The organism is Caballeronia sp. LP006 (assembly GCF_031450995.1).
Taxonomy (GTDB): domain Bacteria; phylum Pseudomonadota; class Gammaproteobacteria; order Burkholderiales; family Burkholderiaceae; genus Caballeronia.
Genome location: NZ_JARTVW010000005.1, coordinates 2501149 through 2522272, shown reverse-complemented (window position 1 = coordinate 2522272; position 21124 = coordinate 2501149). Strand labels below are relative to the sequence as shown.

Below are 21124 nucleotides of genomic sequence, written 5' to 3'. Positions count from 1 at the left end.
AGTCATTTTAGCGGAACGCGGCGAACCAGTCGTCTTACCCTTTGGTACAGGCTTTCCATACCTAGGCGTCAAAAAAAAACGCCATCGACGTTAGCCGATGGCGTTTTTCCTGCGCAACCGGGCGTTCCATGGAACGCCTGGCGGCGGCACTACGCTTACTGCGCGTCTTTGCCGGTTTCCACTTGCTGCATCGGCGCGGCGCTCACAGGCGGCAGCGGCTTGCGCTCGCGCGGCACGCGTGCCGGCGCGGCTTCGCGCTCGGCTGCGGCGTTGGCGTCGCGCAGCTTGCTGGCGTCCGTGTTGACCCAGACGAGGCCGGCGGATTCGAGCATCGGCTGCAACGCTTCCGTCGATACCGGCGTCGCGGCCGGTGCAGCCGCGGGCGCGGCGGCTTTCACCGGCTCCGCTTCCACTGCGACGGGCTGCGAAGCCACTGCCGTTTCGATCACGCTTTCAGTCGTCACCGTTTCCACGGCCTGGACCTGCACGGGCGGAACCGAAGTCGCCTCAGGCGTCGCTGCAACCGCGGCGACCTTGACGGGTTCGGCGGGTTCGGCCCGTACCGGCGCGGCTTCGGCGGACGGCGTTTCCGCGATTGCCTCAGCCGGAGCTTCGAACGGCTTGGCCGTTTCCACTGGCTTCGCGGTTTCGACAGGCGCGGCCACTACGACAGGCTTCGCTTCTTCCACGGCTGCGGGAGCAGCAGACGTGGCAGGCGCGAAAGGATCGGCGGGCTTCGTTTCCGCGAGTTTCGGCGTCGGGCCGAACGGGTTATCGACCGCGAGCGACGCATCCGGCTTCGCGAAAAACTCCGGCGCCGGTTCGGGCGTCGTCGCCTTCAACTGCGCGTTCGCTTCGATAGCCTCGGTCTGCGACGGCTGCTCGACGCGCACAGGCGCTTGCACCGGTGCAGCGACGGCTTGCTCGGGCGCCTTCTCCACGCTGCGTTCGGCGACAGGCTGCGGCGCGGCAACGGCCGGACGCGGTTCGCGACGCGCGGCGGCTTCTTGCGCGGCTTCGGCATCGAACACGCCAGCTTGCGCCGACATGCTTTCGGCTGCGCCTTCCGCTTCGGCGACATCGGCGGCGTGATTCACCGTCGTGCCGTCATCTTCACGTTCGCGACGACCGCCACGACGACCGCGACGGCGGCGACGACGCTCTTCGCCATCACGCGCGGCTTGTTCCGCCGACATCGCGTCGAGACCGTTTTGCTGCGCGAAGTCGTCGTCGGTTTGCGCCGTTTCGACGATCTCCGACGGCACCGCTTCGCTTGGCGTCAGTGCTTCGACGGCGGTTTCGGCCTGCGGCTTGCGACGCTCGCCACGTTCCGGACGCTCGGTGCGTTCCGCACGATCGCCACGTTCACCACGCTCGCCGCGATCCGCACGCTCGCGTCGTTCCGGACGCTCCGCAGCCTCGGCGCGCGGTGCGCGTTCGGCGTTTCGGTCCTGATTGCGTTCGCGCGGCTCACGTGCCTCACGCGGCTCGCGCGCCTCGCGGGGTTCGCGTCCTTCACGTCCTTCGCGTGCTTCACGCGGCTCACGAACTTCGCGCAATTCACGGCCTTCGCGACCCGGACGCGCCTCGCGGTCTTCACGGCGCGCGCCTTGACGGCCCGTGCCATTGCCGCCGCCAACCGCGCCATTCACGCCGTTTGCGCCGGCAGCGGCACCCACGGCCGCGCCATCGCGATTCGCACCGCCACGGCGATTACGGTTGCGATCGCCGCCGCCCGTGCGTTCGCCGCGCTCCGGGCGCTCGCGTGGCGCGCGCGTGGCGGGTTGCGCTTCGACCGGCGCGGGCGCCGGTTTGACTTCAGGCTGAATGCCGAACAGGTTCTTGATCCACGCGATGAACCCGCCGCTCGCCGGCTCCGGCGTCGCTGCAACGGGCGCGGCCTCGACCGGCGCCGGTTTGACCGGCGCGCTCGGCGCGGGCTTCTCGGGCGTGATGCCCTTGACCGCCGCTTCCTGCTTCGGCTTTACTTCCTCGGTGCGTTTGCTGTAGCCGGTTTCCGATTCCATCTCGGTTGCCGCTTCCACTGCCATCTTCCACGAGGCGCGCGGTTCGTCGAGACGGGCATCGTCGTGACGCAGACGCTCCAGCTTGTAATGCGGCGTCTCCAGATGCTTGTTCGGAATCAGAACGACGTTGACCTTGAAGCGCGACTCGATCTTGTTGATTTCCGAGCGCTTTTCGTTCAATAGGAAGGCGGTCACTTCGACCGGCACCTGGCAATGAATCGCTGCGGTGTTTTCCTTCATCGCTTCTTCCTGAATGATCCGCAGCACTTGCAGCGCGGACGACTCGGTATCGCGGATATGGCCCGTGCCGTTACAACGCGGGCAGGTGACGTGGCTGCCTTCGGAGAGTGCCGGACGCAGCCGCTGACGCGACAGTTCCATCAACCCGAAGCGAGAAATCTTGCCCATTTGTACGCGCGCACGGTCGTGCTTGAGCGCGTCTTTCAGGCGCTGTTCGACCTCGCGCTGGCTCTTTGCCGACTCCATGTCGATGAAGTCGATCACGATCAGCCCGCCCAGATCGCGCAGACGCAACTGGCGCGCGACTTCGTCGGCGGCTTCCAGATTGGTGCGCGTGGCGGTTTCCTCGATGTCGGCGCCCTTGGTCGCGCGCGCCGAGTTCACGTCGATGGCGACGAGCGCCTCGGTGTGATCGATCACGATCGCGCCGCCCGAAGGCAGCGGCACCGTGCGCGAGTACGCGGTTTCAATCTGATGCTCGATCTGGAAACGCGAGAACAGCGGCACGTCGTCGTGATAGCGCTTCACCTTTTGCAGGTTGTCGGGCATCACGATGTCCATGAAGGCGCGCGCCTGATCATGGATTTCGGTCGTGTCGATGAGAATTTCGCCGATATCCGGCTGGAAATAGTCGCGAATCGCGCGAATGACGAGGCTCGATTCGAGATAAATCAGCATGGGCTGGCCGGCGACGCCGCTCTGCGACGCGGCTTCGATCGCGCGCCACAGTTGCATCAGGTAATTCAGGTCCCACTGGAGTTCTTCGGCCGAGCGTCCGATTCCCGCCGTGCGCGCGATGATGCTCATGCCTTCCGGCAGTTCGAGCTGCGCCATGGTTTCGCGCAGTTCCTGCCGCTCGTCGCCTTCGATCCGGCGCGACACGCCGCCGCCGCGCGGGTTGTTCGGCATCAGGACGAGATAGCGTCCGGCGAGCGAAATGAACGTGGTCAGCGCCGCGCCCTTGTTGCCGCGTTCTTCCTTTTCGACCTGAACGATCAGTTCCTGGCCTTCGCGCAGCGCGTCCTGAATGCGCGCGGAGCGCATCTCGATGCCGTCGCGAAAATATTGGCGGGCGACTTCCTTGAACGGGAGAAAACCGTGGCGGTCCTCGCCGTAGTTGACGAAACAGGCTTCGAGCGACGGCTCGATGCGGGTGACGACTCCCTTGTAGATGTTGCCTTTGCGCTGTTCGCGCCCGGCGGTTTCGATGTCGATATCGATGAGCTTCTGCCCATCGACGATGGCGACGCGGAGTTCTTCCTGCTGCGTCGCATTAAACAGCATGCGTTTCATTGAACGGCTCCAGAGCGGCTCTGCCGTCCCTCATCTTGCGAATCGGCGCGGAGTTCGAACCCGTGGTCGAACATCGGCGGGCGAAGCGGGAGGGCGAGCGTGCCGCGCTTTTTGTGTGTTGTCACAAAGCACGCTGGAGCGGGACTTCTGGCGGGAGAATTGCCGAAAGCGGGCACGGGCGCATGAGCGGGCCGGGCCGTGGGGCACCTTGCGACAACTGGGAGGCGCGCCGATACGGTGCGCTGCGCGGTAAAACGCGTCGAGGAAAAACGGCGGCGCCGGGGGTTTCGCGTCTCAAATTAGACGCGCCAAACCCGCTGCGCTCTTCGAACAGAGCCTTCTCCTCCGACGGCGGCAATGCAGGAGGGCGGCCTCGCGTAATTTCGCGCGATGCTTCTTCGCCGACCTCGACCCTTGCCTGACCGCGCTGGCACGGCCGCAGACCCGAAAGCTCCGCTGGCGTGCCGCATGTCTCGCCTCACTGCGACGTTTTTTAACTGCTATCGCGCTTCGCCGGAATCAGCGCAGCCGCGATGTCGTCGCGAGTTGTTCGCAATCGGCGAGCTTCGATTTGCCGTTCGTCCCGTTGCTCGATGGCAGGGGAAAATCTGGGCGGGCGACCGACTTCAACGACCGGGCGCCATCGCTTCTCGCCGATAAAAATTCTTTTTGACCAAAAATCCGTTACCGATCGACGATCACTCGACCGAACGCGCCTGTGGGCCCCGTCCCTGCCGGTGATATCGCCGTGCGTGCAACTTGTTGCTCGATTTTCCGGGCGAGCAACCGGCCCTGGGCGCAAGTAAAATGATGGTTTATTGCTTGCACCTGTACAGTCTGATAGTTCGCAGCCACGGTTTTCGTGTCACGCTGTTTTTCAGACTGCTCGCAAATTATATTCAGAATGAATGAGTTAGGCAAAACATCCCATAAACAGGTCGCAAGCGAGCAGGTGTCGATGATCGAAATCGACGAAACCGCTGCCGGTCAGCGCATCGACAATTTTCTGTTGCGCGTCTGCAAGGGCGTGCCCAAAAGCCATATTTACCGAATTCTGCGCAGCGGCGAAGTGCGCGTGAACAAAGGCCGAATCGATTCCGCGTACCGGCTCGAAATCGGCGATCTCGTGCGCGTGCCGCCCATTCGTGTCGCGCAGCCGGATGAAAAACCGCTGTCGTCGAACGCGCCGGCCGCAGAATTCCCCATCATTTTCGAGGACGACCATTTGATCGTCATCGACAAACCGTCGGGCGTCGCGGTACACGGCGGCAGCGGCGTGGCGTTCGGCGTCATCGAACAATTGCGCAACGCGCGCCCGCACGCGAAATTTCTCGAACTCGTGCATCGGCTGGATCGCGAGACGTCCGGCGTGCTCATGCTTGCCAAAAAGCGCGCGGCGCTCGTCAATCTGCACGAGCAAATTCGTGAGAATCGCGTCGACAAACGTTACTACGCGCTCGGACATGGCGACTGGCCAAGCGACTGGGGACGGCGGCGTATCGTCAAGGAGCCGCTGCACAAGTACGTGGCGGCGGACGGCGAGCGGCGCGTGCGGATTCAGGAGAACGGTCTGCCGTCGCATACGGTTTTCAATCTGATCGAGCGCTGGGACGACTACGCCTGGGTCGAGGCCGAACTTAAAACCGGCCGCACGCACCAAATTCGCGTGCATTTGGCGAGTCTCGGCCTGCCTATTGCGGGCGATGCCAAATACGGCGATTTCGCGCTCAACAAGGAGCTCGCGCGTCCGAACGCGAAACCGTCGCTCAAACGCATGTTTTTGCACGCTTATCGACTGAAAATCACGCATCCGGCGACCGGCGAGCCGCTGCAGCTCGAAGCGCCGCTGCCGGCGGAATGCCGGCGCTGCATCGACCAGCTCAAGCTCTTAAACCAAGATCAACAGTGAGACACGTTACATGGCGCGGCAGCAATTCGATTTGATCGTCTTCGACTGGGACGGCACCTTGATGGATTCGACCGCGCACATTACGCGCAGCATTCAGGCGGCATGCCGCGATCTGGGGCTGCCAGTTCCGGCCGATGAATCCGCGAGCTACGTGATCGGCCTCGGCCTCAGGGACGCGCTGCAGATTTGCGCGCCCACGCTCGATCCTTCCGACTATCCGCGTCTGGCCGAGCGTTATCGCTATCACTTTTTGACGACCGGCCAGACCACCGAACTTTTCACTGGCGTGCGCGAGTTGCTTCGGGAACTGCGCGAAGAGGGCTATTTTCTCGCGGTGGCGACGGGCAAGAGCCGTGTCGGACTGAACCGCGCGCTCGACGAGTCGCGCCTCACGAGCCATTTCGACGCCACGCGCTGCGCCGACGAAACCTTCTCGAAGCCGCATCCGGCCATGCTCCACGAACTCACGCGCGAACTCGGCCAGGATTTGTCGCGCACGGTGATGATCGGCGACACCACGCACGACCTGCAGATGGCGATCAACGCGGGCGCGGCGGGCATCGGCGTGGGCTACGGCGCGCATCCGGCAGATTCGCTGACGAAGCTGGAACCGAAGTTCTGCGCGGATAGCATCGCGTCTCTGGCGGGCTGGCTGCGGGAGCACGCATGAGCGAGCCGACGCAAGCCGCGAACGCCGTGCGCGTGTGCGCCGCCGATGAACTCGTCGACGGCGGCGCGGGCCGGCGCCTGAACGCGGCGGACGCGAGCGGCGAAGCGGTGGTGTTCTTCGTGCGCTACGACGGCAAACCTTTCGGCTACCTCAACCGCTGCGCGCATGTCCCGATGGAACTCGACTGGGTCGAAGGCCAGTTCTTCGAAAGCTCGGGCCTATACTTGATGTGCGCGACGCACGGCGCGATCTACGAGCCCGACACGGGCAAGTGCGTCGGCGGTCCGTGCCGCGGCGCGCGTCTGCGCGCACTCGCCGTCGAGGAACGCGACACGCCCGAAGGCCGCGCGGTCTTCTGGCTGCCCGACGACACGCTGCGCCCGGCCTGAATCCCCATTTTTCCTTGAGCTGGTTTGACGACCAGAAGGCAAACGCATGTCCGACAACTTTCCTCAAAACCCGCGCGGTAACGATCGCGGCAATGACAATTGGGAGCGCGAGGCGCTCGAACGCATCGCGCTGGCATCCGTTCGCGAGCAGCGTGCGGCGCGGCGCTGGCGCATTTTCTTTCGCTTCGTATTTCTCGCGGTGATTGCCGTGATCGCCTGGCGCGTGTTCGATCTGACCGGCGACCACGTCGCCAAGAGTACGCGCCACACCGCGCTCATCGACTTGCAGGGCGAGATTTCGAGTAATGGCGATGCTAGCGCCGACAACATCGGCGGCGCGCTCGAAAGCGCGTTCGAGGACGACGGCACGGCGGGCGTGATTTTGCGCATCAACAGTCCGGGCGGCTCGCCGGTGCAGGCGGGCATTATTTATCGCGAAATCAAGCGTTTGCGGGCGAAGTATCCGAAGACGCCGCTTTACGTCGTCGTCGATGACATGTGCGCGTCGGGCGGCTATTACGTCGCGGCGGCGGCGGACAAGATCTACGTGGACAAGGCGAGCATCGTCGGCTCGATTGGCGTGCTGATGGACGGTTTCGGCTTCACCGGGCTGATGGACAAGCTCGGCATCCAGCGCCGCATGCATACGGCGGGCGCAAACAAGGGTTCGTTCGATCCGTTTTCGCCCGAGACGCCGCAGATGACCGCGCACGCCCAGGACATGCTCGATCAGATCCACGCGCAGTTCATCGACGCGGTGAAACTGGGGCGCGGCACGCGTCTGAAGGACGATCCTGACTTGTTTTCGGGAGAGTTCTGGACAGGCGAGAAGAGCGTCCAGCTTGGACTCGCGGATGGTTTCGGCGACGCCAGCTACGTCGCGCGCGAGATCATCAAGCAGCCGGATATCGTCGATTACACGCAGAAGGAAAGCATCGGCGAGAAGGTGGTGAAGCGCTTTGGCGCTTCTGTCGGTGATGCGGCGGTGCGGGCGTTGACGCTTGGCGGAAAGGTGCAGGTGCGGTGAGGGCGTGAGGGCGAGCGGCGCACAAACCCTCGCCTGACCGCACCGACCTCAAGCCCCCAGCAACAGAAAAATCGCCGGCCGTTTGTGCAATTCCGGCGCGGCTTGCTTCTTCCAGTCCGCTGCCGTGCGCGTCACGATGGTTTCGCCCGGCAGCGTCAAATCCACCGCGACGCAGATGAGCGTCGATGGCGCGCAGGTCGCGATGAGCGTGTCCAGCATCGCCCGATTGCGATACGGTGTCTCGATGAAAATCTGCGTCTGGTTCGCCTTGCGCGACAGTTGTTCCAGCTCGCGCAGGCGCTTGCCGCGCTCGGCGGCATCCACGGGAAGATAGCCGTTGAACGCGAAGCTCTGGCCGTTCATGCCCGACGCCATGAGCGCGAGCAGAATTGAACTTGGTCCGACGAACGGCACGACCTTCACGCCTCGCTGATGCGCGCGCCGCACGAGCAGCGCGCCCGGATCGGCGACGGCGGGGCAGCCGGCTTCCGAGACGAGTCCCGCGTCGGCGCCGGCGAGAATCGGCGCGAGCAGTTTGTCGATTTCGCCGGGCGGCGTATTGACGTTCAGCTCCCGAACCTCGATTTCCTGAATCGGCCGCGTCGTGCCTACTTTCTTGAGGAACGCGCGCGTCGTCTTGGCGTTCTCGCCGATGTAATAACCCAGCGCGGCTGCCTGCGCGCGCACCGGCTCGGGCAGAACTTGCGCGAGCGCTTCGGCATCGCCTTCGCCAAGCGTATTGGGAATCAGATAAAGGACGCCGCTCATGCTGCCGCTCCGAGAAGGGGGAAACCGGCCGCGCGCAACATCTTGCTCAGCGCGATGAGCGGCAGGCCGATGAGCGCGGTGGGATCGTCGGAGTCGATCGCATCGAGCAACACGATGCCGAGCCCTTCGGACTTGGCGCTGCCCGCGCAGTCGTAGGGCGTTTCGGCGCGAAGGTAGGCTTCGATTTCGGCGTCCGTGTAATCGCGAAACTGCACGCGGGTGACGATATCGGCCGATTGCACGCTTTCCGTGGCGCTGTCGAACACGCACAGCGCGCTGTGGAAGTCGACGCCGCGGCCGCGCATCGCGCGCAGTTGCGCGACGGCGTTGTCGTGCGTGCCGGGCTTGCCGATCTGACGTCCGTCGAAGGTCGCGACCTGATCGGAGCCGATTATGAGCGCGCCCGGCGCCTCGACGGCCGCCGCGCGCGCCTTGGCGATGGAAAGACGCACGGCCGTTGCCTCGGGCGATTCGCCGGCAAGCGGCGTTTCATCGACACCGGAAACGATGACATCGAAAGGTATGCGCAAACGCGCCAATAACTCGCGCCGATATGGCGAACCCGACGCCAGAACCAGGCGCCGCGTGGGCGAAGACGAAGCAAAAACGTCGGACATAAACGGAAATCAGCAAAAATGGGTGAAAAACGACGGGTTGCGAACGAGTCCTTAAGTGTTTGACTCGAAAGAACAAAGCCGTTATAGTTTTGGGCTTTTCATCGGTATGGTGCTTGGGCGCTCTAGCGGTGAATAGGGAAGAGATAACTAGTACCGCGGAATTAACAGCGGTGGCGCAAACCAAGGTGACGCAAACAAAGCACGTTTGACGTCGTGCTGCAAATCCGGGCAAGCCACGCCTGCCTTTTGGCACCGGGCGGTGCATACTGATTCGTAGCAGTACCGGACTGTAGCAGCGGGCGCGTAGCCAAGTGCAGACTCAAGCGCTAACCGAAGCGCCGACCGCACCCGAACGAAACACGTACGAACAACGCACGGCACATTGCAGGAGCGCACATGACTCAGAATCCTGGCAAACCTGCGAGCCCCGCCAATCCGCGCGCGCTCGATCTTTACGATTTTGCCAAGAGCGGCAGGCAGGCAGCGGGCGCGGTCCGCGTTTCGCAACTGCCGCGCATGTTAGCCGAAGTGCCGGCAGATGCGCCAGACCGCGACACGGTGTTCACCTGGCAGGCCGAGGGATCGACCCAGCCGGAATTGCAGGACAACGGCACGGAAGCGCCGCAGCCTTATTTGCGCCTCGCGGTGCACGGCTCGGTTTATCTGATGTGCCAGCGCTGTCTTTTGCCGTATTCGCAGCATCTCGATGTCGATGCGACTGATCGGATCGTGGCGACGGAAGAAGAAGCGGACGAGTATCCGCTCGATGACGATGAAGTCGATGTGATCGTAGGCTCGCATCAGTTCGATCTGATCGACTTGATCGAAGAAGAGTTGTTGTTGGCGTTGCCGCTCGTGCCGAAGCACAACGTCTGCCCGAAGGTGCATGAAAGTCTGCTCCAGGGCGAAGACGGTGACGAAGCAGGCGAAGCGGACGGCGAATCGGGCGCTTCTGGAAAATCGGACAAGCCCAATCCGTTTGCCGTTCTGCAGAAGCTCAAGGACGACAAGAAGCATTGAACGGACTCGAAGCTCGAGCCTTGGCAATGTTGGCAATGAGCCGGGGCAAAGCTCTAGCAGGATCGGCAGCACGCAACAAACTGGTGGCGCGAAGCGCTCACGATCAACCCGATGGCCTGCAGGTCGAGGGCTGTCGGCGGTTCGGGCTGTGTTAGAATTCGCAAAATTTTTCTGGAGTAATCATGGCAGTTCAGCAAAACAAGAAGTCGCCGTCGAAGCGCGGCATGCACCGTTCCCACGACTTCCTCAACGCAGCGCCGCTGGCAGTTGAGCCTAGCACGGGTGAAGTGCATCTGCGTCACCACGTGAGCCCGAATGGCTACTATCGTGGCAAGAAAGTCGTCAAGACGAAGAACGACTAAGCGTTTCGCGCTTGGCCTGATGCGTCACCGCACAGCGGACGCTCGCGCCTGCTACGCTTTTGACACTTTCCCGGTACGACAAGAAGGCGGCATTTCACTGCCGCTTTTTTGTGCCTGAAATTCGTCGCTTCCCATGACCGTAAAGATAACCATTGACTGCATGGGAGGCGATCACGGTCCGGCCGTGACCGTTCCCGCTGCCGTCAATTTCGTGCGCGCGCATCCCGACGCGCATCTGATGCTCGTCGGCATCGAGCAGTCCATTCGCGCGCAATTGAAAAAATTGAAGGCGCTGGACGAACCACGCCTGACCGTCGTTCCCGCGACCGAAGTCGTTGCCATGGACGACCCCGTCGAAGTCGCGCTGCGCAAGAAGAAAGATTCGTCGATGCGCGTCGCGCTCAACCTCGTCAAAGAGGGCGAGGCGCAAACCTGCATCTCCGCCGGCAACACCGGCGCGCTCATGGCGGTCTCCCGCTATGTGTTGAAAACGCTCGCCGGTATCGAGCGGCCGGCCATCGCGTTTGCCATGCCGAGCCAGAAGGGCTACACCACCGTGCTCGATCTCGGCGCCAATGTCGACTGCGAACCCGAGCATCTGCTGCAGTTCGCGGAAATGGGCCACGCGCTCGTTTCGGCGATCGAAGGGCGCGAGCGGCCGACCATCGGCTTGCTCAATATCGGCGAAGAAGTCATCAAGGGCAACGAAACGATCAAGCGCGCGGGCGAACTGCTGCGTGCGAGCACGCTCAACTTCTACGGCAACGTGGAAGGCAACGACATCTATAAAGGCACGACCGATGTCGTGGTCTGCGACGGCTTCGTCGGCAATGTCGCGTTGAAGACTTCCGAAGGTCTCGCGAAAATGCTTGCCGACATCATCAAGGAAGAGTTCAGCCGCAACCTGCCGAGCAAGCTGATGGCGCTCGTGGCGCTGCCCGTTCTCAAGCGTTTCAAGAAGCGCGTCGATCCCGCGCAATATAACGGCGCCGCCTTGCTGGGATTGCGCGGCCTCGTGATCAAGAGCCACGGATCGGCCGAAGCCTTCGGGTTTGAGTGGGCCATCAAACGCGGGTATGATGCCGTCAAAAATGGTGTGCTCGAACGTCTCGTGCGCGCAATGGAGGAGAATGCGCCTGCCGCGCGCGAAGGCGCCGCGAGCACTTCCGCCACCGATGCCGCAAGCGGCGTCGCGACGGAACTGAACCCGCAGCCGAACTCGCGTCCGAATCCGCCGGACGCCTCGGGGACTGCGCTACACTCGAAGGCATAATGGCTCAATCCAATCTTTACGCTCGAGTGCTCGGCACAGGCAGCTATCTGCCGGCCGAGCGCGTTACGAATCAGGCATTGGCGGACCGTCTCGCTAAAGAAGGCGTCGAGACGAGCGACGAATGGATCGTCGCGCGAACCGGCATTCACGCACGGCACTTTGCGGCTTCCGATCAAACCACGAGCGATCTCGCGCTGGTCGCATCGCAACGAGCCATCGAGGCGGCGGGCATCGACCCGCAATCCATCGATCTCATCATCGTGGCAACCTCCACGCCGGACTTCGTGTTTCCGAGCACGGCGTGTCTCTTGCAGAACAAGCTCGGCATCAAGAACAACGGCGCGGCGTTCGACGTGCAGGCCGTCTGTTCCGGTTTCGCTTATGGCGTCGCGACGGCGGACAGTTTCATTCGCAGCGGTCTGAATCGCACGGCGCTCGTCGTCGGCGCGGAAACGTTCTCGCGCATTCTCGACTTCAAGGACCGCACGACCTGCGTGCTGTTCGGCGACGGCGCGGGCGCGGTCGTGCTGCAGGCGTCCGAGGAAGCGGGCGTGCTGTCGAGCGCGCTGCATGCGGACGGCAGCTATTCCGACATTCTCTGCACGCCGGGCAACGTGAACGGCGGTGTGATTTCCGGCAGCGCGTTCCTGCACATGGATGGCCAGGCGGTGTTCAAGCTCGCCGTCAACGTGCTCGAAAAAGTGGCTATCGAAGCGCTTGAGAAAGCGAAGCTCACGCCGAACGACATCGACTGGCTGATCCCCCATCAAGCCAATATCCGCATCATGCAGAGCACTTGCCGCAAGCTGCATCTGCCGCAGGAGCGCATGGTCGTGACGGTGGGCGAGCATGGCAATACGTCGGCGGCGTCGATTCCGCTTGCGCTCGATGTCGCCGTGCGCGACGGGCGTATCAAGCGTGGCCAGAACGTGCTGATCGAAGGCGTGGGCGGCGGCTTCACGTGGGGCGCGTCGGTCTTCCGCTATTGATCGCTCAAGCCACTCGCTTTCTTCCTCAATCTTCTCGATCCCCATCAATCTGAATTCGATCCGCTGGAAAGGCCGCCGCGACCGCACCATGCGCGCGCGGCGCAAGCACAGCCGGCGTCGGCCATTTGCCGGCCGGCGCAGAGAGGCGGATCGTTCCAATCCAACGAGGACGATATGAAATTTGCGTTCGTTTTCCCCGGCCAGGGTTCGCAGTCGATCGGCATGCTCAACGCATTCGCCGATCACGCCGTCGTGCGCGACACCGTGCAGCAGGCATCCGATGCGCTCGGCCAGGATCTAGGCAAGCTGATCGCCGAAGGTCCGGCCGAAGAGCTGAATCTCACGACCAACACACAGCCCGTCATGCTGACGGCGGCTTATGCCATTTACCGCGTGTGGGAAGCACAAACCGGTCTGAAGCCGGCGATCGTTGCAGGCCATAGCCTCGGCGAATACACCGCGCTCGTCGCGGCCGGCGCGCTGGCTTTCGCGGATGCCGTGCCGCTCGTGCGATTCCGCGCGCAAGCAATGCAGAGCGCGGTTCCGGTGGGCGTCGGCGGCATGGCCGCGATCCTGGGTCTCGACGACGACACCGTGCGTGCCGTCTGCGCCGAAGCGTCGTCGGCGGGCGTGGTCGAAGCCGTCAACTTCAACGCGCCGGCGCAAGTCGTGATCGCGGGCTCCAAGGCGGCCGTCGAAAAGGCATGCGAAGTCGCGAAGGCGAAGGGCGCGAAGCGCGCGCTGCCGCTGCCGGTTTCCGCGCCGTTTCATTCGTCGCTGCTCAAGCCCGCTTCGGACCAGTTGCGCGATTACCTCGCGAAGGTCGACATCGAGGCGCCGCGGATTCCGCTGATCAATAACATCGACGTGGCAAACGTCTCCGATCCCGCCGCTATCAAGGACGCGCTCGTGCGTCAGGCAGCAGGCCCGGTGCGCTGGGTCGAATGCGTGCAGGCGATTGCGCGCGAAGGCGTCACGCACGTGATTGAATGCGGTCCGGGCAAGGTGCTCGCGGGTCTCACGAAGCGGATCGACGGCAACCTCGTCGGCGGATCGATTTTCGATCCGGCATCGCTCGAAGAAACGCGCAAACTGATCGCTGCATAGTCGGAGTGGAACAATGAATCTGGACAATCAGGTAGCTATCGTCACGGGCGCGTCGCGCGGCATCGGCCGGGCAATCGCGCTGGAACTCGCTCGGCAGGGCGCGACGGTCATCGGCACGGCGACGAGCGAAAGCGGCGCGGCCGGCATCGGCGAAGCGTTGCAGCAAGCGGGCGGCAAGGGTCGCGGCGCGGTGCTCGACGTCAACGACGCAGCCGCCGCGGACTCGTTCATCGAGTCCACGGTCAAGGAGTTCGGTGGCCTGAACATTCTCGTGAACAACGCGGGCATCACCAAAGATCAGCTCGCCATGCGCATGAAAGATGACGAATTCGACGCCGTCATCGACACCAATCTGCGCGCCGTGTTTCGTCTATCACGCGCCGTCCTGCGCCCGATGATGAAGGCGCGTGGCGGGCGCATCATCAACATCACGTCGGTGGTCGGCTCGTCGGGCAATCCCGGCCAGGCCAACTATGCGGCGGCGAAGGCGGGCGTGGCGGGCATGACGCGGGCGCTCGCACGCGAGATCGGCAGCCGCGGCATTACGGTGAACTGCATCGCGCCGGGTTTCATCGATACCGACATGACCAAGGTTTTGCCCGAAGAGCAGCGCACCGCGCTCACCGCGCAGATACCACTTGGCCGACTGGGCAGCCCGGAAGATATCGCGCATGCTGTGTCGTTCCTGGCGTCGCCGTTCGCTGGATACATCACCGGCACGACCTTGCACGTGAACGGCGGCATGTACATGTAAAGCTGTAAAGGCGAGGAAAGGGCGCAATAGGCATTTCGCCGTTTTTCGCTTAATATCCGCGCCGAGACGGGCGCGCAAAATGCTCAAGGCATGGCGCGCACCGCCGGACTCGGTGGCAGAAAGAATCGCTGTGAAGCCCGGCAAGCCCTCTTGTAGGAGCGCGTCGGGCAGCGCAGCATGGAACTGACGCGCCGTATTTTGCGGGTCCAAACCTGATAAAATGCGCGCACTCGTATTTTTGAACTTTTTATCCCTCGGAGGGCTGCATGGACAACATCGAACAGCGCGTGAAGAAGATCGTCGCCGAACAACTTGGCGTGGCCGAAGCTGAAATCAAGAACGAAGCTTCGTTCGTCAACGATCTCGGCGCTGACTCGCTCGATACCGTCGAACTGGTGATGGCACTGGAAGACGAGTTCGGCATGGAAATTCCCGATGAAGAGGCAGAAAAGATCACCACGGTTCAGCAAGCAATCGACTACGCTCGCGCCAACGTCAAGGCTTAAGGCCGGACGCGCCAGCGACTCATCGCTCATCGAGCCAGATGTTTTGTCGCTGCTCAGACCGATTTAACAGCCACAGGGCACACAGGGCGGTTTCCTGTGGCCGCTGTGGCTTTTGTTTTTCGTCATTCTATGGATAAGGGGTTATCGTGAGCCGTCGTCGAGTTGTTGTTACAGGCCTTGGGCTCGTTTCGCCTGTCGGCAATACCGTTGCCGACGGCTGGGCGAATCTGGTCGCGGGCAAGTCGGGCATCGCCAACATCACCAAGTTCGATGCCACGAACTTCTCCACGCGTTTCGCGGGCGAAGTGAAGGGCTTCAACATCGAAGACTACATGCCCGCCAAAGAAGCGCGCCACATGGATACCTTCATCCATTACGGCTTTGCGGCCGGCGTGCAGGCCATGCAGGACAGCGGCCTTGAAATCACCGAGGAAAACGCGGAGCGCGTGGGCGTGGTGGTGGGTTCGGGCATCGGCGGCTTGCCGATGATCGAAGTCACCCAGACCGAGTTGCTCAATCGCGGTCCGCGCCGTATTTCGCCGTTCTTCGTGCCGGCGTCGATCATCAACATGATCTCCGGTCATCTGTCCATCCGCTTCGGTCTCAAGGGTCCGAATCTGGCCATCGTCACGGCTTGCACGACCGGTTTGCACTGCATCGGCGAAGCATCGCGTTTGATCGAATACGGCGACGCGGACGTGATGATCGCGGGCGGCGCGGAAGCCACGGTTTCTCCGCTCGGTATCGGCGGCTTTGCGGCGGCGCGCGCTCTCTCGCAGCGTAACGACGACCCCGCCACGGCCAGCCGTCCGTGGGACACCGACCGCGACGGCTTCGTGCTTGGCGAAGGCGCGGGCGTGATGGTGCTCGAAGAGTACGAGCACGCGAAGGCGCGCGGCGCGAAGATCTATGCGGAAGTGCTCGGCTACGGCATGAGCGGCGACGCCTATCACATGACCGCGCCGCCCGAAGACGGCGACGGCGGCCGCCGCGCCATGGTCAACGCGTTGAAGAACGCGAAGGTCAATGTCGACGAAGTGAACTACGTGAACGCGCACGGCACGTCCACGCCGCTCGGCGATATCGCGGAAACCACGGGCATCAAGCGCGCGCTCGGCGATCACGCGAGGAGCGTCGTCGTCAATTCCACCAAGTCGATGACCGGCCACTTGCTGGGCGGCGCGGGCGGGCTGGAGTCGGTCTTCACCGTGCTCGCGATCCATAACCAGATTTCGCCGCCGACCATCAACATCTTCAACCAGGACCCGCAGTGCGACCTGGACTACTGTGCGAACACCGCGCGGGAAATGAAGATCGACGTCGCGGTGAAGAATTCGTTCGGCTTCGGCGGAACGAACGGTTCGCTCGTCTTCAAGCGTCACTGAGCACGCGCGCTCGTCGGGACGGGAACGGAATGACGAACGCGTCTGTCGATCGGCCGCAACGGGATGCCGGCACGCCGCCGCGCATCGCGCTGCGGCCGTCGCGTTTTCTGCAGGCCGCGCTGCTCGGGTTCATCGTCGTCGCCGGTTTCGCGGTGTTCCAGTGCGTACACGGGCACGCCGGCGCGTTCGATGCCTTCGCCGCCTCTGCGGTATGCGTCGCTACGCTCGGTTTGACTGCGCGGCGCTGGGCGCGTCGGCAACCGGCGGCCGTCGGTCTGCATGCGGAGGGCTTGACCGTCTGGGACCGTGCCGGGAACGCGCGCTACTGGCGCATCATCGGCTGCGCGCAGTGGAGCGGGCGCTTACTCGCGCTCGACGTGTCGACGGAAGAAAAACGCCGCGAAGCACTGCTCATCGCCGCCGATTCCCTCGACGCCGATACTTTCCGCCAGCTTTCAGTCAGCGCCCGCCGCGCGGCCAGCTCTTTCCTGTAAAGACTGTAACGGTCGATGAGCATCCGGGATAACGCGAAGGCCGGGAGGCTACAATAGCCGTCCGCGCAACTCCCCAAAGTGAAACGGATTTCCCAGGTGAGCGAAAAAGAAATCGACCAATTGCTGGTCGAGCGTGTCCAAAAAGGTGACAAGGCCGCGTTCGAACTGCTGGTCGCCAAATACCACCGCAAGATCATTCGACTGATCTCGCGCCTCGTGCGCGACCCCGCCGAGGTCGAGGACGTCGCCCAGGACGCCTTTATCAAGGCTTATCGCGCGCTGCCGCAGTTTCGCGGCGAATCGGCCTTCTACACCTGGCTCTACCGGATTGCGGTCAACACGGCAAAGAATTACCTTGCCACTCAAGGACGCCGCGCTCCAACTTCTACCGAAGCCGATGCAGAAGAAGCGGAAACTTTCTCCGATGCAGACCAACTAAGGGATATCAACACGCCCGAGTCGATGTTGATGAGCAAGCAGATTGCCCAGACGGTCAATGCTGCGATGGCGCTGCTGCCCGAGGAATTACGCACCGCCATCACGCTCCGGGAAATCGAGGGTTTAAGTTACGAAGAAATCGCCGAAATGATGGCATGCCCAATCGGCACCGTCAGATCAAGAATTTTCCGTGCTCGCGAAGCCATTGCGGCAAAATTGCGTCCGTTGTTGGACACTCCTGAAGGCAAGCGCTGGTAGGCAGCGCGTCGCCCCGGGGCAGGGACGCAATATCTGGGTTAGTTGGTGTCACTACGGGGTGGTGTCAGAGATGGGGAGCATCATGGGGTCGGTTCCGGTGCAATCGAATAACAGTTCGCGCGGTGAGCGCCTTTCCGCGTTCGTGGATGGCGAGTCGCTCGACGAACTCGGAAATATCAGCCAGTTTCTTGCTGAACTCAATAACCATGACCGCGCGTCATGGTCGGACTATCACCTGATCGGCGACGCACTGCGTTCCGACGATCTGGCAGAAAGCCCGGCGAAGAGCAGCGCGTTCATGACAGCGTTTGCAGCGCGTTTCGAGGCCGAGGCGCATGTGCTGGCGCCAGCTGCGGTGGCACAGACACAGAAGGCGCGTGGCGGCATGTTGCGCCGTCGTGTCGTGCCGGCTTTCGCCGTTGCCGCGGCGGCTGCCACGCTCACGTGGATCGTCGTGCCGCAGTTGCAGGGCGTCGACAGCCGTCTGGGCGCGCCAGTGGCAAGCACGCAGGGCGACTCGGTTCAGCGCGTCGCCATGGCGTCTGTGCCGGCGGTCAGCACGCGCGCGCCGGTGGTGGAGGCGAACATCATCCGCGACGCGAGCCTCGATCAATACCTCGAAGCGCATCAGCAGTTCTCCCAGCAGCCGGCCATGCCCGGCTCCATGCCTTTGATTCGCGCGGCGGTGACGACGCAGGGCCAATAACCTGATGGCGAGTGTGCGGTTGAATAAAACTAGATATTGGGGGCGGCTGCCGGCGTTGATGCTTTGCGCAGCCGCGTTGTTCGCGGCGGCATCGAGCAGTTTCGCTCAGGGGGACAACCCCGCCGCCCAGCGCAAGACAGCCGCCACTCTGCTCAACCGCATTCACGAAGCGGCCCAGCAGCAGAATTACGAGGGTACTTTCGTTTATCAGCGCGGTGCGACGGTGCAGTCGTCGCGCATCACGCATGTCGCCACGCGCGGCGACGGCGAATACGAATCGCTCGAAAGTCTCGACGGCGCCCCGCGCCGCATGCTTCGTCACGACGACGACATGTACACGTTCGTCCCGGAGCGCCATCTGCTCGTGGTCGAACATCGGCAGAGCAAGGATTCTTTTCCCGCTTTGTTATCGACGAGCGGCGATCAGGTTCTGTCCGTCTACGAACCGAAGCTCTTGGGCACCGACCGTGTGGCGGGGCTCGAAAGCCAAGTGCTCGAACTCGATCCAAAAGATTCTTACCGGTTCGCGTACAAGCTTTGGGCAGATGCCAAGACTGGTTTGCTGTTGCGCGCCCAGACGCTCGATCCGGACGGCCAGGTGCTGGAACAGCTTTCGTTCTCTCAGGTGCGTATAGGCGGGGCGATCGACAAGGCGTCGATTGCAAGCGGCATGCGCAGCACGACGGGCTGGACCACGGTGCGGCCTCCCGTGCAGCCGGTGGATATCGAAGCGCAAGGCTGGCAACTCACGCCGAATATTGCGGGCTTTCGCAAGATTCGCGAGTTGCGCCGTCCGATGGCGTCGAGCCAGCCAGGCCAGCCGGCCATCCCGGTCGATCAGGCCGTGTTCTCCGACGGCCTCGCCGCCATCTCGGTTTTTATCGAACCGGTGGAGAAAAGCGCGCGCAAGGAAGGCGCCGGTAATAGCGGCGCGACTCATGTACTCGTCAAGCGCCGCGGCGATTTCTGGATTACCTTGCTGGGTGAGGTGCCGCAATCCACGTTGCAGCAATTTGCTTCTGCCATAGAATACAAGCCTTCCAAGTAATCCCTCGGCCTTAGACATATGAGCAACTACTCGCTGCGCAAGTTCTTCGCGGCCGCGGCGCTCGCCGTGTGCCTGCCGTTCCTCTCGCAGACAGCAGCGGCAGTGCCAACGGTGAATCTGCCCGACTTCACCACGCTGGTCGACAAGGTGGGGCCTTCGGTCGTCAATATCCGCACGACGTCGCGTGTCGGGTCGAGCAGCGACCTGCGTGGTTTGCCGCCTGGCCTCGATGAAGGCGACATGTCCGAATTCTTCCGGCGCTTTTTCGGTATCCCGATGCCCGGTCAGCCCGGCTCGCCGCGCGGAAACGGCGGTGGCGGCGGTGGCGGTGGCCAGGGCGGCGGCGGACAAGGCGGGGGCGGCAGCGGCGGCGATCAGGGCAAGGGCGGCAGCCGCACCCCCGACGACAGCCAGGACAACTCGGAACAAAGCAGCGGCGTAGGCTCGGGCTTCATCCTGTCCACGGACGGCTATGTGATGACCAATGCCCACGTCGTGGACGACGCGGACACCATCTACGTCACGCTCACCGACAAGCGCGAGTTCAAGGCGCGTCTCGTGGGCGTGGACGAGCGCACGGATGTGGCCGTCGTGAAGATCAGCGCGGCGAATCTGCCGGCCATCACCATCGGCGACTCGAACAAGGTGCGCGTAGGCGAATGGGTACTCGCCATCGGCTCGCCGTTCGGCCTCGACAACACGGTGACGGCGGGCATCGTCAGCGCGAAGGGCCGCGACACCGGCGACTATCTGCCGTTCATCCAGACCGATGTGGCGGTCAATCCGGGCAACTCGGGCGGTCCGCTCATCAACATGGCGGGCGAGGTGATCGGCATCAATTCGCAGATCTACAGCCGCACCGGCGGCTTCATGGGCATCTCGTTCGCCATTCCGATCGACGAAGCCATTCGCGTCGCGGACCAGTTGAAGACGACGGGCAAGGTCACGCGCGGACGTATCGCGGTGGCGATCGGCGAAGTGACGAAGGACGTCGCCGACTCGCTCGGTCTGCCGAAGGCGCAGGGTGCGCTCGTGTCGAGCGTGGAATCGGGCGGTCCCGCGGACAAGGCGGGCGTGCAGCCGGGCGACATCATTCTCAAGTTCAATGGCGTGAACGTGGAGACGGCCACCGATCTGCCGCGCATGGTCGGCGACACGAAGCCGGGCGCCAAGGCCACCATCACGGTCTGGCGCAAGGGCCAGTCGCGCGATCTGCCTATTACGATTGCCGAGATGCAGCCGGACAAGGCCGCGAAGACCGAGCAGAAGAAGCCGACGCAGCCGAAGGAACGCGCCAGCAATTCCCTCGGGCTTGCGGTCAGCGACCTCACGGCTGATCAGAAGAAGTCGCTCAAGCTGACGAACGGCGTGCAGGTCGATGCAGTGGAAGGTCCGGCCGCGCGCGCGGGCTTTCAGAAGGGCGACATCATCCTGCGCGTCGGCGATACCGACATCACGAGTTCCAAGCAGTTCGAGGCCGTGGCGCAGAACCTCGACGCCAGCAAGATGATCGCGGTGCTCGTGCGGCGCGGCGACAACACACAGTTCGTGCCGTTGCGCCCGCGCGTGCCGGCGCAAAAGTAATCGACATGAGCCAATCACCGGGCGCGCCATTTATCCTGTATGGTCGCGCCTGGTGTCATCTCTGCGAGGACATGCGCGCCGAGCTCGAACCCATCGCAGAGCAGTTTGGCCGAGCAATTCTTTGGATCGATATCGACGAAGATCCGGCGCTCGAAGCGCGTTACGACGAGCGCGTGCCGGTGCTGATCCTGGCAGGCGTCGAACTATGCCAGTATCGGCTCGACGCAAACGCGGTCAGGGCGGCGCTCGATCAGGGCTAA

General features: G+C 63.0%; 21 protein-coding genes. 18 read left to right on the top strand and 3 right to left on the bottom strand.

Features of this window, described 5'->3' with window-relative positions; genetic code table 11:
• Positions 1–155: 155 nt before the first annotated feature.
• Positions 156–3560 carry an Rne/Rng family ribonuclease gene (locus P9250_RS28345; protein WP_310396391.1) on the bottom strand — a complete coding sequence of 1135 codons (3405 nt, stop codon included), beginning with the start codon at positions 3558–3560 and terminating at the stop codon, positions 156–158.
• Between the two features lie 904 nt (positions 3561–4464).
• Between P9250_RS28345 and P9250_RS28340 the strand changes: the two genes are divergently transcribed.
• Genes P9250_RS28340 through P9250_RS28325 form a run of 4 tightly spaced genes read left to right on the top strand, consistent with a single transcriptional unit; the run spans position 4465 to position 7555 of the window.
• A complete protein-coding gene (locus tag P9250_RS28340) occupies positions 4465–5469 on the top strand; it encodes an RluA family pseudouridine synthase (RefSeq protein WP_310396388.1) in 1005 nt (334 codons plus the stop codon).
• 10 nt (positions 5470–5479) lie between these two features.
• Entirely contained in the window at positions 5480–6139 is a 660-nt protein-coding gene (locus P9250_RS28335) for an HAD-IA family hydrolase (protein WP_250465272.1), read from the top strand.
• On the top strand, positions 6136–6528 hold the full coding sequence (locus P9250_RS28330) for a Rieske 2Fe-2S domain-containing protein (protein WP_244825828.1): 393 nt from the start codon (positions 6136–6138) through the stop codon (positions 6526–6528). Before P9250_RS28335 ends, P9250_RS28330 begins: the two co-directional genes overlap by 4 nt.
• Before the next feature lie 46 nt (positions 6529–6574).
• Complete coding sequence (locus P9250_RS28325; protein WP_310396385.1) at positions 6575–7555, top strand: S49 family peptidase; 981 nt, start codon at positions 6575–6577, stop codon at positions 7553–7555.
• Positions 7556–7603: 48 nt separating this feature from the next.
• Here the strand turns inward: P9250_RS28325 and P9250_RS28320 are convergent, their stop codons facing one another.
• A complete protein-coding gene (locus P9250_RS28320; protein WP_250509308.1) occupies positions 7604–8323 on the bottom strand; it encodes an SAM-dependent methyltransferase in 720 nt (239 codons plus the stop codon).
• The gene (locus P9250_RS28315) at positions 8320–8940 is read right to left on the bottom strand and encodes a Maf-like protein (RefSeq protein WP_310396382.1); all 621 of its coding nucleotides are present in this window, start codon (positions 8938–8940) and stop codon (positions 8320–8322) included. The genes P9250_RS28320 and P9250_RS28315 overlap by 4 nt, the downstream gene beginning before the upstream one ends.
• A 396-nt stretch (positions 8941–9336) precedes the next feature.
• Between P9250_RS28315 and P9250_RS28310 the strand changes: the two genes are divergently transcribed.
• The 14 genes from P9250_RS28310 (at position 9337) to P9250_RS28245 (ending at position 21124) form a co-directional block, all read left to right on the top strand.
• The gene (locus tag P9250_RS28310; RefSeq protein ID WP_250526068.1) at positions 9337–9960 is read left to right on the top strand and encodes a DUF177 domain-containing protein; all 624 of its coding nucleotides are present in this window, start codon (positions 9337–9339) and stop codon (positions 9958–9960) included.
• 182 nt (positions 9961–10142) lie between these two features.
• On the top strand, positions 10143–10322 hold the full coding sequence (gene rpmF / locus P9250_RS28305) for a 50S ribosomal protein L32 (RefSeq protein ID WP_007741736.1): 180 nt from the start codon (positions 10143–10145) through the stop codon (positions 10320–10322).
• Positions 10323–10455: 133 nt separating this feature from the next.
• Complete coding sequence (gene plsX / locus P9250_RS28300; RefSeq protein WP_244825820.1) at positions 10456–11595, top strand: phosphate acyltransferase PlsX; 1140 nt, start codon at positions 10456–10458, stop codon at positions 11593–11595.
• A complete protein-coding gene (locus tag P9250_RS28295) occupies positions 11595–12584 on the top strand; it encodes a beta-ketoacyl-ACP synthase III (RefSeq protein WP_310396377.1) in 990 nt (329 codons plus the stop codon). The genes plsX and P9250_RS28295 overlap by 1 nt, the downstream gene beginning before the upstream one ends.
• 174 nt (positions 12585–12758) lie before the next feature.
• A complete protein-coding gene (gene fabD, locus P9250_RS28290) occupies positions 12759–13691 on the top strand; it encodes an ACP S-malonyltransferase (protein WP_310396373.1) in 933 nt (310 codons plus the stop codon).
• Positions 13692–13704: 13 nt separating this feature from the next.
• Entirely contained in the window at positions 13705–14445 is a 741-nt protein-coding gene (fabG, locus tag P9250_RS28285; RefSeq protein WP_244825814.1) for a 3-oxoacyl-ACP reductase FabG, read from the top strand.
• A gap of 266 nt (positions 14446–14711) precedes the next feature.
• A complete protein-coding gene (gene acpP, locus P9250_RS28280; protein WP_004197638.1) occupies positions 14712–14951 on the top strand; it encodes an acyl carrier protein in 240 nt (79 codons plus the stop codon).
• A gap of 146 nt (positions 14952–15097) precedes the next feature.
• The gene (fabF, locus tag P9250_RS28275; RefSeq protein WP_244825812.1) at positions 15098–16336 is read left to right on the top strand and encodes a beta-ketoacyl-ACP synthase II; all 1239 of its coding nucleotides are present in this window, start codon (positions 15098–15100) and stop codon (positions 16334–16336) included.
• A 29-nt stretch (positions 16337–16365) separates the two neighbouring features.
• Complete coding sequence (locus P9250_RS28270; protein WP_310396367.1) at positions 16366–16830, top strand: protein YgfX; 465 nt, start codon at positions 16366–16368, stop codon at positions 16828–16830.
• A 96-nt stretch (positions 16831–16926) separates the two neighbouring features.
• Positions 16927–17526, top strand: coding sequence for an RNA polymerase sigma factor RpoE (gene rpoE, locus P9250_RS28265; protein ID WP_244825810.1), 600 nt, complete (start codon positions 16927–16929; stop codon positions 17524–17526).
• An 82-nt stretch (positions 17527–17608) separates the two neighbouring features.
• The gene (locus P9250_RS28260) at positions 17609–18232 is read left to right on the top strand and encodes a sigma-E factor negative regulatory protein (RefSeq protein WP_309843926.1); all 624 of its coding nucleotides are present in this window, start codon (positions 17609–17611) and stop codon (positions 18230–18232) included.
• Between the two features lie 4 nt (positions 18233–18236).
• Positions 18237–19280, top strand: a complete 1044-nt coding sequence (locus P9250_RS28255; RefSeq protein WP_310396365.1) for a MucB/RseB C-terminal domain-containing protein — start codon at positions 18237–18239, stop codon at positions 19278–19280.
• A gap of 18 nt (positions 19281–19298) precedes the next feature.
• Complete coding sequence (locus tag P9250_RS28250) at positions 19299–20864, top strand: DegQ family serine endoprotease (RefSeq protein WP_310396363.1); 1566 nt, start codon at positions 19299–19301, stop codon at positions 20862–20864.
• Between the two features lie 5 nt (positions 20865–20869).
• The gene (locus tag P9250_RS28245) at positions 20870–21124 is read left to right on the top strand and encodes a glutaredoxin family protein (RefSeq protein WP_310396361.1); all 255 of its coding nucleotides are present in this window, start codon (positions 20870–20872) and stop codon (positions 21122–21124) included.